Genomic DNA, 12448 nt, shown 5'->3' on the forward strand with positions numbered 1-12448 from the left:
TCAAGACAGTAAACGTCTTGAAGGTGGAGTCAAGACAGTAAACGTCTTGAGGGTGGAGTCGAAGCAAAAAGCGCTTCGATGGTGGAGTTGACGTAAGACGTCAATGGTGGATTCGAGATAACAATCTCGAGGAATGGCGCGTTGCGCTGGATACTTGAAACAACCGATGGTTGGAAATGACTTCTTCTTTCCACCTTCCTCTTCCACCAGCGCAGCTTACCTCTTCTAGTTTTCTACTTCACCAACTGCTTAATCGTACGCTTCAATGCCGCGGGTTTTACCGGTTTATTTAAAAACTGGAATCCCTGGGAGCGAATTTCTTCACGAATTTCTTCACTGTGATCGGCACTATTCATGATGATTGGGATATCGGTATCCAATTCTTGGTGGATAAATTTCACCACGTCAAGCCCGGTAACACCATCGTCGAGGTGGTAGTCGGCGATAATCAGGTTGGGTTGTTGTTGCTCGGTCACCTGCAACGCCGTTTGCTGATCTTTCGCCTGCCATGCCTGACAGCCCCATTCACTCAAACGCTTATCCATGGCGCCTAACACCGCATCATCATTATCGATAACTAATACCTTCAGCGATTGTAGGTCCTGACGGTTAACCGGGGTTATCGATTCACTGGCGCTTGGCTGTTCGGTAAGAGTAATAATCGGAAGCTGAATGGTAAATTCACTGCCGATGCCATAGGTGGAGTTTAAGGTCAGTTCGATACCAAGAATTTTACAGATCCTTGAGGTGATCGCCAGACCCAGTCCCAACCCTTGTTCTTTATTTTGATTGATTTGTTCAAAGTCATTAAAAATACGTTGCTGGTCTTCTTCCCGGATACCAATACCACTGTCTTTGATACTCAAAAATATACTGGCATCCTGACGTTTTAGTGTTAGTTCGACTTTACCTTTTTCTGTGTAACGAATGGCATTGGTCAATAGGTTTTGAATGACCCGTCGTAATAAGTTTTTATCGCTACGTGTCCCGACATTATCAAAATCAGCCTTGAACTGCAGGCCTTTTTCCTCGGCCAGTACGTTAAATTCTTCACAAATAGGGGATAAGAATGTGCCCAGATAAAAATCATCGATGTGCGGGCTTATGGTGCCGGCATCGAGTTTGGTCAATTCTAGAATTGAGGATAATAATTGTTCGGCATTTTCCAGAGAGTGGCTGATATTCTTGCTCAGTTCCCGGGTTTCTTCATTATCACTCTTTTCCTGCAATATTGACGAAAATAGATTGGCGGCATTAAAGGGCTGCAACAAGTCATGGCTCAACGCAGCAAAGTAGCGGGATTTATTAATATTTGCCTGCTCGGCATCCTGCTTGGCTTCCCCTAAGGCTTTGTTGAGTCGTTGCAAATCTTCGGTGCGTTGTTCTACGCGGCTTTCCAGATGCGCATTGATTTCTTCCAGGGCTTTTTGGGTATTAACAAACTCGGTAATGTCGGCGTAGGTAGTAACGAAGCCGCCACCAGGTAACGGATTACCGTTCATCTCATATACCTTGCCAGACTTTTGTATCCGCTGGAATTTATAGTGAATGCCCTGGCGCAAAAAGGTAATACGTTTTTCCACTTCCTGCTGTTTAGGGCTATCGCCAAAGAAACCACGGTTAGCATTAAAGCGGATAATTTCCTCCACCGGGCGGCCGACATAGATCTCCTGCTCCGGGTAATTGAACATTTCGATATAGCGTCGATTCCAGGCAACAAGCCGCAGCTCTTTATCGACCACGGAGATACCCTGATTGACATTTTGAATGGTGGCCTGCAACAAGGAACGATTGAAACGCAATAATTCACTGGCTTCATCAACGATATCAACCACATCATTAACCAAGGCCTGACGCTGACTTTTGGCGGAATTGAGCAGCAATCTCGCCGATGGACCACCGATTACCCCTGCAAGTTCCTGCTCGACAATAGCCTCTAATTCACCGGTTATGGTGTATTCGTCGTGTAGCTGTTTATGCGGGTAATGTTTATTAAGCAAGCGATTGGCATAGGCTTTACCAAAGAACCGTCCGAGAACGGCACGCACATCACCAAGGGTAAGCGGGGTAACGCCGCCGTAGGATAAGTTGTCTGCGTCCAGCTTAGTGCTGATGTAATTTCGAGCCTGAACCTGCTCACTCATCGAAGGAGACGATGTCAGGCTGAAATAGATGAACACCAGAATATTCAGACCAAGACTCATCAATACGCCGTGAGAGATAAAATCGATTTGTATCCCAAATAATGCTGTCGGTGTTAACCACTCCTGAGCAAATAAACCGTGGGCAAAATAATATTGATAGAATTGTGTATCCTGAAACATTGATGGCAATAGCAAGGTGTAGGCCCAAATCAAGGTGCCGACAACGATACTGCGATAAGCCGCCTTATGATTTGCCTTTGACCAAACCAGGCCAAGGATCATGGCCGGTGCAAACTGAGCGACTAAGGTCATCGCCATTAATCCCGTTACTGCCAATAATTCGGAATTGGATATCGATTGATAGTAGGCCCAGGCGGCAATAAGAATGATGGCGATGGTAATACGCCTGATGATCAGCAGTCTGTCAGGACTTAATTGCTGACTACCGAGCAAGGTGCGCCGGCTTCCTTGTTCTCGGGCGAGAAGCTTAGGAGTGATCAGGTCATTAGAAACCATGATACTTAATACGATAGTGGCAACGATCACCATGGATGTAGCCGCCGAAAAACCGCCAAGGTAAGACACCAAAATCATAAAATCATTGTTGGCATAGATGGGGAGTTGCAGCATGAATGAATCACTACCGACACTTTGATCGGCAAAGGTGATAAGGCCGGCAAAAGCAATTGGCAACGCAAATATATTTAAGGCAATTAAAAATACCGGAAACAACCAGCGGGCACTGTTTAGCTCTGACTCACTTTTTTGTTCGATAAACGCCATATGGAACTGCCTTGGCAGACAGAACATCATTAATACCCCCAGCAGGGTTTGCGTCAGGTACACGTAACCTGGAGGTGGTGAAATCGATTTGATAGCCTGGTGCTCATAAGCCGCATCAAGGAGTTCGGCAGGTGAAGAAAATATCCAGAAACAGACAAATATGCCAACCAATAAAAAGGTAAATAGTTTGACGATGGATTCAAAACCAATGGCTAGCAACAGACCAGGGTTTTGCTCCGATGGTCGAATACGACGAGTACCGAAGAGAATGGCAAATATTGCCAGCATGACGGTGAACACTAGTGAAATATCAACCCACCCGGATATCGATTGATATTGGGTTACCGCGGTAAAACTATCTGTCATCGCCCGTAATTGCAGAGCGATGTAGGGGATGATAGCGCATACCGAAACCAGGGTGATTAAGCCCGCCAGGCGGGTGGATTTTCCGTATCGGGAGGAGATGAAATCGGCGAGTGATGTTAGCGATTGCTGGCGGCAAATTTTTGCGACTTTTAATACCAGAGGCCAGGCAAAGATAAAGGCGATAATAGCGCCTGCGTAAGTCGGTGTTAACCACCATCCGGTAGTGGCTGCTTGTCCGGTAACCCCGAAAAATGCCCAGGACGTACAATAAACGCCGAGCCCGAGACTGTATACGACAGGCTTAAAACGCTTGGGTAATTGGTACTTATCGCCAATAAATGCGATAAAGAATAACAGCGACAGATAACAAACTGTCACCGTGATCAGCAGGGAAATGGGCAACATCACTACGACTTCTTGGTTTTATTTTTATACCCATACTAGCGAAATATTTTAAGATGTCATCTATTACTCTCAATTAACAATGTCCGCCCCGGCTACTGCGATACGAGGCTTGTCGATACATCAATATAAGTATGAGAAAACTAAGTAGGTTAAACGTAATACTCGCCCCGCCATCATCACTGGTCGTGCTCTTGCTGGCATCAAATGGAAACGCATCCTGATTATCACCGATACCGTCGTTGTCAGAGTCTTTCGATTCAGAACTATCCAGCGGAAACGCATCGCTGTTATCGCCCACACCATCGTTGTCACTATCAAACCATTCTAACGGGTTTAACGGAAACGCATCTTCGTTATCCGGGTAGGAGTCGTTGTCGTCGTCATCATCAATGGTATTTTCCAGACCGTCGTTATCAAAATCATCCGATGTGGCTGGCGGAACCTGTTCATCCGGTGGATCGATATCATTGGGATCGCCTTCGAGTAAACCGATACTGTAGTGGAAGGGGGTGAAGTTATTCTGAGGATTAACGTCAATATCATTGGAGTTGGCCTGAATATCGATAATGATCCGATATTCTTCGCCCGGCGGATACTCGTCACTAAAAGGCATCACTAAGCGTTTACTTAATAACTGGCTTTCAGAATGGTTAACCGTAGGGCTGATAAAATGTTCGCCTATGGGAAGTTGTAGGTCGGCATTAAAGCCTTGTAAGTCATATTCATCGGCATTAACTAAGTAAAAAGATGCTGTCGCATTAGTTTTGATTGAACCCAAATCCAGATATACAAAGCTGATTTCTATACTTTTCCCTTGTCGGATTCGAGTCGATGGCGGTCGGGGAAGAGGCGTATTGAAACGACCGTTACTGCTGCTTTGATATAACGAAATGGCTAAATCCAGAGCTTGCTCTGATGAGGTGTATAAATCGCGGATGCCGGCAACTTCATCGGCAACGGGAATGCGCTCATATAAATAACCTACGCTTGGTCCTGGTGAGCTAGGTCTCAGATTTGAAGGGGCAGGCAAATTACCGGTTTCGTGATCCAGGCCTGACATGTGGCCAAGCTCATGGATAAGTACGGATTGCAGATTATGGCGTCTGGCGTTCAGATCCTGCTGAGTTAAAGCCGGGTTTTTATCTTCCGTCAACCATCCATAGCTGCTGTTCAGGCTGATATCGGCCTCGGAAAATTCACAACGGCTCTGGAAATATTCGAATTGAGTTATCCCTAAGGTATCTGAGTCTAAATCATCGCTGAAATAGATTTTATTTATACCGTCGCCCAAAGACGAAGAGGTGAAGCTATCGCTGGTTATGGCATATTCAAGATTACTGCCAATGATCCGGTTCCAGGCTTGGATCGAGTCAATCGCCGTTTGTCTGAAGGCGGAGTCTGCGGGAAAGGAGATATCCGATAGGCTGATGGTGGTTGTTCCATTTGGCCAATGTAAAGCACCTTGACCATTGTTGCAGGTATAATACTGGCTGGCCTGTACGGAGGTCAGTGGTAATAGGATAAAACAAACGATTGTTAAGATATTGTACTTCATTGCCCTCTCATTATTGCTTCACTTGTCTGACGATTAGGGAGAGAAAAGCTGCGAGGCTCGACACTTTCCAGCGGTTGTTGTGATTTTGCCGTCGGAAAGGCTTTAATTTGTTCGATAAATGAAGATGCCAGCAAAGGCGGTGAATTTGCATCAAAGGTCTCGGGTTGTGGGGCACCAACAACTATCATATTTGGCGTAACCAATCGATTGACTACAATCTGGTCGTTAACGATATCGACAACGGGGTTTGTCTGGTAATCGAGGATCCGGTTTTCTTTAATAATAAACATTCCCTGGCCCCACCCGCTCAATGGCACCATGCGTTTGCCATTGCCCTGCAAAAACAGAATCAGTTGTTGCGAGAGATGAAATTCAGGAGAACCCTGAATTTTCTGTACCAGTCCGTTTACTTCACCGCCATGGAAAGCAAGGGTAAACTCAGCGCCAGCATACTCACCTTTCAGCAGTTCTAAATCGCTCAAGGTGACAAAGCTGACAATAGTGCCGTTTTCCATTCTACGACTGCTAATTTCTGAAACCTGTCCCTTTAAAATCGCATCGGCGTTGTGCATGAGGTCGCTGAATGAGCGATATTTCACCGCTGTTGCCTGAACATGATTGCAGGCCAGGATGCTGGTGATAAAAACAATAAACAGAGAAATAAGTCGGCGATGCATCATAGAGTCAAATCTCGTTATCGAACAAAAAATTACTCAGTAGCTGCACTTTAAAACGCTTTGTCAGAATGCATTTGGCAGAACTTGCCTGTCAGGACAAAGAAAGATTACTGAAATGTTTATCTTCCGTTGATATCAAAAGACCCGTCGGCAATGCTTGCCAGGGTTATTCCTGTTATGGACAAATCGGTAGAGTTGCCGCAGTCAAGCCCGCGGTGATTTCCGATTTGTTATTAATTTAACTTGATTGGTATTAGTTTAGCTCAAAGGCAGGAAAGTGATCGCTAGCAATTAATAATATTGCCTTACGAGAATTATCTGAGGATTACAAAACCGACAGCACGTTTACGTTTGCTGCCGGTGAGGCATCAATTAGGTTTGCTTATTCTGCTTTTAAGCGTGCATAGAGCACGTCTTTCAAAGCTGCCCGGTGTTTTTTCATTTCGTTGAAATGCTCGTCATCGGTGGGCACATTGTTTTGTTCCAGCGTCCGAATTTGTTTGTCGAGTTGATGATATTCGTCACTTTGAGTTTTAAAAGCGTCATCGCTAGTCTTCAGGGTTTGAATTTTTTCTGCGTATTCAGGAAAGTCTAAATCGAGGGCGTGATTTTCAATGGGCATAGGCAACCTTCGTCAATTCGTACGGATAAAAGTCATAGCTGAAAGAAAGTATAGGCAAGATTTTTCATAGCACGAAAGCATGTTGTTATTTTCTCGGTCGAATTTGTATGGCTTTCATCCTTGCATTTTCCTTTTTTGGTATATGCTTAACTTTTGTTTGGGAGTAAATTAATGGCTATAAATCAATTACTAACTGCTGCCAGCCAGCACTTACTAACCACTACTCGTCGGTCGTTAATTTCGACATCAAGAATGGTGCGAAGTACCGTTGTAATGAGCCTGTCATTGATGCTGTTGGCATGTTCGTCTGAACCACCATCATTCCAAACCGGCCCGGATAAAGAAGTGAATGAAGCGGGCCTGACTCGAATTGATAATTCATCTATGGACTTGTCCTATGCCCGTGAAAACGTCGATTGGAGTAAGTATCACAAAATCATGTTTTCGGAGGTTAACGTCAATAATAACCATCCCGAAGATTACCGCCCGCCAAGCATTGATCCAAGAACTGACGGACCCAACGCTACGTATGAGTTGGATGACGACGCGCTAAGGAAAATGGGTGAAGAATTCTTAAAGGTTGCTCACACTGTGTTCGATGAAGAACAGCCTTTTCAAATCGTCAAACAGGCAGATGCTAATACCTTAGTTGTGGCGGTCGAAATTACTGATATTCGTCTGGCCGCTCCGGTGGAATCTTCACGGCGCAGCTACAATTCCATTGGTGGTACCACCTATACAGAATCTTCCGGTAGCCTGGTTATTGCTGCTGGCGTTAAAGACGGTGGAACCGGTGAAATCCTGGCTCAGGCACTGGATCGCGGCGCCGCAATCAACCAATGGAAGCAAAACACCAAAGTCTTCAACTGGGGGGATATGCGAACCATTTATCGTAACTGGCTTACCACCTTTAAAAATGGATTGATTCGCGCTTCAGCGGATCATCAACAGCAATAAAACGCGGTTAATCGTTTGCTGATTGCGGAATTTTCTGGCGATTAAAGTTTCATCAAATCGCAAACAGCCTGTCACGTCATTGTCATAATGCCCCCTTATTCTTGGGGGCATATTTATATCAATTTAGACAATACAAGTTCGTCCAGTATTCGCCGCAATTATTGGATAATACCAATCACATTAAATTATTACTCACTCAGTGAGAATTTAAAGGCTTTTAAGCAAGGCTTGCTACCATCGATTTATGCAGCCTTTATCAAAATCTAGTGGTGTTATTTGTATTTTGAGCTTGTTAGTGAGTGTTTACATTTAGGGCTGCCGATATTGACTAAGCCGACTTTGGGGCAAATGGAACAGGTCTCAAATGCTTTAGCGCTGCGACAATTAGGCAAAGCCACGGTTATGAATCACCTGGACAAGCAAATGATCGGCGACTGGCTTTTAAATGTGTTTGCCTCCGAGGAACTTGAAGCTCAACCATTGCCCGATGTTGCGCTTGCAGTAGTAGAGTGGATCTTAGGTGTCGACAGGCAGTCAATTAAGGCCCTGTCACAATCTTTGTGGAAGTCGAACTGTCGCAATAATAATGCCCTGACTGTACACAAGAGCACAAAGGTCGTAATCTAAAATAGTGTAAAAAACCATAAGGTAACACGATGAAAAGATTATTGATCTCAAGTTTGATCGCTTCGGTTGTGATGTTCATCTGGGGCGCTCTATTCTGGCAAAGTCCATTGCCATACTCTGCTACAGAAATGGTTAGTGACCAGCGCCAGGTATTGCAGCAGCTCGAACAAACCTTGCCGAATTCAGGTACCTATGTTTTACCGTCGGTCATGGTTCCCGATGCGGATATGGATGCGGTGATGGCCATGTATGAGCAAGGCCCTATTGTTATCGCTCAGGTCAGCCCTGGAAGGCCTGCATTCGATCCGATGATATTTGTTAACGGTCTACTCCATTATTTTGCTATCGCCATGATTCTGGGTTTAGCCATGTTTAAACTTCTACCTAATCAGCTTGATAGTTTTTCCTCAAAATTTGCGCTTACGGTCTTCGCAGCAACCGTGATGGTAATTTTTAGCCATGGTAGTGAATTGATTTGGTGGGGAATTCCGAAAGGCTGGACTTTATGGACTGCTTTTTATGAATTTAGCGCCATCTTAATTGGCGGCGCCATTATGGCGAAAGGGGTCAAATCGACTGACCAAGGGGATATAAAGTCGAAGACTTAAACGGGTGATAACGACCAAACTGGCGTTGGCAAACGGTTGTAAACGATATAATCTTTGCCACTTAACGAAATGAAATAAGGACGTTTTTGAATGAATGGCGGGAAATTATCAGACAAAGAGCAATTACGCTATTCGCGCCATATCATGCTCGATCAGGTAGGCGAAACCGGACAACTGACGTTAAAGCAAAGCCACATTATTATTGTAGGGGTTGGCGGTTTAGGTTGTGCGGCAGCTCAGTATTTAGCAGCGGCTGGAGTAGGGCGCCTTACCTTAATCGACCACGACAGGGTTGAGCGTAGCAATTTACACCGACAAATTTTATTCAAAGTTAATCATCTTGGTAAAAGCAAAGCCCAGGTAGCCGCCAACCAATTACTCGCTGCCAATCCCGATATTGCCATAGAAGCGATTGATAAGTCGGTACTAAAGGTAGATCTTTCGCCGCTCTTGGCGTCAAAACCGATGATCCTCGATTGCACGGATAACAGTGATTCCAGATATTTTATTAACCAGCTTTGCGTAAAACATGGATTGAAACTGGTGTCTGCGGCGGCGATAAACGGCCAGGGACATTTACTGAGTTTCGACTTAAGCAATGAACAATCCCCATGTTACGCTTGCCTTTATCCTGAGCCGGTCAATTTACCGCAAAACTGCTCTACGGCCGGGGTTTTAGGGCCATTATTGGGAGTTATGGGAAGTTTGCAGGCGACCGAAGCAATACGCCTGCTGCTCGGTAAAACCGAGCATCTTGGCAAACTAACCATGTTCGATGCCTGGCAGATGAGCTTTAATGCGTTTCAGTTGAATAAGGCAAGCGACTGTCCCCGCTGTTCAAAGTAACCGTTTTAGTGAAACTAAAACGAAAAAAGACGCTCAATTGAGCGTCTTTTTTTATGATGAATTGGTGGTGCTGTGGGACGCCGGTTTGGTTCCCACTATAGAAACTGAATTGGTCTCTCAATTACTTTAGTAAGCTAATGCGGGTTTATGCTTACGCAGGAGCTTCGGAGCCCCGTTTGTCAGAAGCTAGCAAAAACTCGGTTGACAAATTGGCTGTGCTCTGGAGCTTCGCTATTGAATGGAATTTGATATCCCATTGCCGTATAGCTTTTTTCCGTTTGTTGAGTATTCGTTGCAACATAGGGAGCGAGCAATCGACATAATCGTAGATAATGATGACCTTTCCCCTGAAACTCTCGGTGGCGGTTCAAATATGTCTAGAATTCTTCTATTGGATTGGATTCTATAGAAATAATCACTATTTAGGTTGGTAAAAATATTTGTTTAGAATAAACGATTTCCCCTTGTAAATATTACTTATGCCCCAATACTCATATAATCGGGTGAAAACTTTTTCATCCGGCTTAAGGAGGCATATACCATGTCCCAGAATAATGACCCTCCAGGAGACCCTTGGGGAGGTAATAAACCTCCTCCAGACCTAAATCGGCTCTTAATCCAAACATTCGATCATTTTAAAAAGCTTCTTCCCGGTGGAAGCCCCGCCAGTTTCTTCATAATCATTGTGCTAATTTTGTCAGGCTTTTCAGTCTGGACTGCAATTTATACCGTGCCAAGTGATTCCGTGGCGGTCGTGCAGCGTTTTGGTAAGTATGTGCACGATGTGCCACCTGGTCTACATCTTAAATTTCCCTTAGGCATTGATGCCGCAACCATTGTTCCCGTTAAACGCCAGCTCAAGCAAGAGTTTGGATTTTCCACGCCCGGTGCGACAGACCCTTATCAAACCTCTCGAACCTATGATCACAGCCGGGAAACGCAAATGGTGACTGGCGATCTAAACGCGGCGCTTGTTGAGTGGGTCGTGCAATACCGAATATCAAATCCAATAAAGTTCTTGTTCGAGGTGAGGGAACCGAGTGAAACACTACGATATGTTTCAGAGTCGGTTATGCGTGAAGTCGTGGGTGATCGCACTGTTGATGAGGTGATCACCGTTGGTCGCCAAGACATAGAATCTGAAGCGTTAACCAAGATGCAGGAATTGTCGACTAAGTATGCGATGCGTCTCAGTATTGATCAGGTTCAGTTGAAAAATATTAATCCACCAAAGCCGGTTCAAGAGTCGTTTAATGAAGTTAACCAGGCGCAACAGGAAAAAGAAAAACTGATTAATGAGGCTCGCCGAGACTACAACAAGGTTATCCCACTGGCACTCGGTGAAAAAGATCAGCGGATCCGTGAAGCCGATGGTTATCGATTAAAGCGGATAAACGAAGCCGAAGGCGATGCGGCTAGATTCAATGCGCTCTATGCGGAATATATAAAGGCCCCTGAAGTGACCAAGCGTCGTATTTACATCGAAACCATGCAGGAAGTGTTACCGAAGGTTCGTTCCAAAATTATTATTGATGAGCAAACCAGCAATGTTTTACCTCTGCTTAATCTGGATGGCAAGACAGGAGGAAAACAATGAAAACGTTAAATATATCTTTATTAATCGGACTCACTGTGCTTGTTGGGGGGAGTTTGAAAAGTGCTCTTTATACTGTAAGTGAGGTTGAACAAGTCATTATTACCCAGTTTGGTAAACCCGTAGGAGATCCCGTTGTCGATGCCGGTCTCAATATAAAAATGCCTTTTATACAAGCGGTGAATGCGATCGATAAACGGGTGTTGGAATGGGATGGCGATCCGTCCGATATGCCAACCAAAGATAAGCTCTATATTTCCGTTGATTTGTTTGCTCGTTGGAGAATTGTTGACCCATTGCAGTACTTCCTAAGGTTGAGAGATGAGCGAAGTGCACAGTCTCGGCTCGATGATATTCTAGGCAGTGAAACGCGCAATGCAGTAGCAAAACATGAGTTGATAGAAATTATTCGAACAACCAAAGATCGAGAACCATTGCTGGCTGGGATTTTGGATAGTGCCGATGCTGACTTGAATGTCGGGCTGTTGGTGCCAATTCATAAAGGGCGAAAGCTTGTTGAACAAGAGATATTTTCAGCAGCCTCAGAAAAGGTCAAGGTATTTGGTATAGAGCTGCTTGATATTCGGTTCAAGCGCATCAATTACAACGCGAGTGTCAGGCCAAAAATTTACGAACGAATGATTAGCGAACGCCGGCAGATTGCTGAACGTTTCTTATCAGAAGGCAATGGCGAGGCGGCGAGGATTAGAGGTGACCGAGTCAGAGAACTCGACAAAATTCAATCAGAAGCTTATCAACAAGTAGAAGAGATTCGTGGCTTGGCAGATGCGAAGGCAACAGAGATTTATGCGCTCGCTTACAGTCGAAGTCCTGAGGCTGCGAATCTCTATGAGTTCACTAGAACCATGCAATCTTATTCTACGGTTATCTCAGAAAACACAACATTGGTTTTATCGACAAACAGTGACTTATTTAAATTTCTAAATGGGATTCAAGCCAAAAATCTTAAACAGCAAAACACTATGCAAAGTCAGAATGGATCTAAGCGGAAGCAGTAACGATCCGATCCTCTTTAAATAAACGGATTCAGCGATGATGAAAAACGATAATTTAGTCAAGATGAAAAAATATGACATTACTTGTGAGCAGGTAAACATTTACCACTATAAACAGTATCAATATGGAAAACTTGAAGATGCCATCAATTATGCAAGGCATGATCAATCTAATCCCGATGTCAATTTTACATTGAATGGCGAGGAAAGAACGCCACTATCTCAAAGTGGGAAAGATGAATCGTGAA

Annotated in this window: 11 protein-coding genes; 7 read left to right on the forward strand and 4 right to left on the reverse strand. The window is 44.5% G+C overall.

Annotated features, from left to right (window positions below):
- Positions 1–233: 233 nt before the first annotated feature.
- The 4 genes from FNC98_RS04045 to FNC98_RS04060 all read right to left on the reverse strand — a co-directional run bounded on the left by FNC98_RS04045 (position 234) and on the right by FNC98_RS04060 (position 6552).
- The gene (locus FNC98_RS04045) at positions 234–3698 is read right to left on the reverse strand and encodes a PAS domain-containing hybrid sensor histidine kinase/response regulator (RefSeq protein ID WP_143580058.1); all 3465 of its coding nucleotides are present in this window, start codon (positions 3696–3698) and stop codon (positions 234–236) included.
- A 73-nt stretch (positions 3699–3771) separates the two neighbouring features.
- Positions 3772–5253, reverse strand: a complete 1482-nt coding sequence (locus tag FNC98_RS04050) for a hypothetical protein (RefSeq protein WP_143580059.1) — start codon at positions 5251–5253, stop codon at positions 3772–3774.
- Complete coding sequence (locus FNC98_RS04055; RefSeq protein ID WP_143580060.1) at positions 5250–5933, reverse strand: hypothetical protein; 684 nt, start codon at positions 5931–5933, stop codon at positions 5250–5252. Before FNC98_RS04055 ends, FNC98_RS04050 begins: the two co-directional genes overlap by 4 nt.
- A gap of 379 nt (positions 5934–6312) precedes the next feature.
- On the reverse strand, positions 6313–6552 hold the full coding sequence (locus tag FNC98_RS04060; RefSeq protein ID WP_143580061.1) for a YdcH family protein: 240 nt from the start codon (positions 6550–6552) through the stop codon (positions 6313–6315).
- Between the two features lie 171 nt (positions 6553–6723).
- Between FNC98_RS04060 and FNC98_RS04065 the strand changes: the two genes are divergently transcribed.
- The 7 genes from FNC98_RS04065 to FNC98_RS04100 all read left to right on the forward strand — a co-directional run bounded on the left by FNC98_RS04065 (position 6724) and on the right by FNC98_RS04100 (position 12447).
- A complete protein-coding gene (locus FNC98_RS04065) occupies positions 6724–7509 on the forward strand; it encodes a DUF3313 domain-containing protein (protein ID WP_260680460.1) in 786 nt (261 codons plus the stop codon).
- A gap of 276 nt (positions 7510–7785) precedes the next feature.
- On the forward strand, positions 7786–8136 hold the full coding sequence (locus tag FNC98_RS04070) for a glycosyltransferase family protein (protein WP_143580062.1): 351 nt from the start codon (positions 7786–7788) through the stop codon (positions 8134–8136).
- A gap of 29 nt (positions 8137–8165) precedes the next feature.
- Positions 8166–8744 (forward strand): hypothetical protein, encoded by a 579-nt coding sequence (locus tag FNC98_RS04075; RefSeq protein WP_143580063.1) that lies wholly within the window; start codon positions 8166–8168, stop codon positions 8742–8744.
- A 90-nt stretch (positions 8745–8834) separates the two neighbouring features.
- Positions 8835–9590, forward strand: coding sequence for a HesA/MoeB/ThiF family protein (locus FNC98_RS04080; protein ID WP_143580064.1), 756 nt, complete (start codon positions 8835–8837; stop codon positions 9588–9590).
- A gap of 541 nt (positions 9591–10131) precedes the next feature.
- Entirely contained in the window at positions 10132–11187 is a 1056-nt protein-coding gene (hflK, locus tag FNC98_RS04090) for an FtsH protease activity modulator HflK (protein ID WP_143580065.1), read from the forward strand.
- Positions 11184–12203, forward strand: coding sequence for a protease modulator HflC (gene hflC / locus FNC98_RS04095; RefSeq protein ID WP_143580066.1), 1020 nt, complete (start codon positions 11184–11186; stop codon positions 12201–12203). Before hflK ends, hflC begins: the two co-directional genes overlap by 4 nt.
- 34 nt (positions 12204–12237) lie before the next feature.
- Positions 12238–12447: a hypothetical protein gene (locus tag FNC98_RS04100; RefSeq protein WP_143580067.1), complete on the forward strand. Its 210-nt coding sequence runs from the start codon at positions 12238–12240 to the stop codon at positions 12445–12447.
- Position 12448: the final 1 nt, after the last annotated feature.

Origin of the sequence: Thalassotalea sp. PS06 (assembly GCF_007197775.1) — a bacterium.
Lineage (GTDB): Bacteria > Pseudomonadota > Gammaproteobacteria > Enterobacterales > Alteromonadaceae > Thalassotalea_A.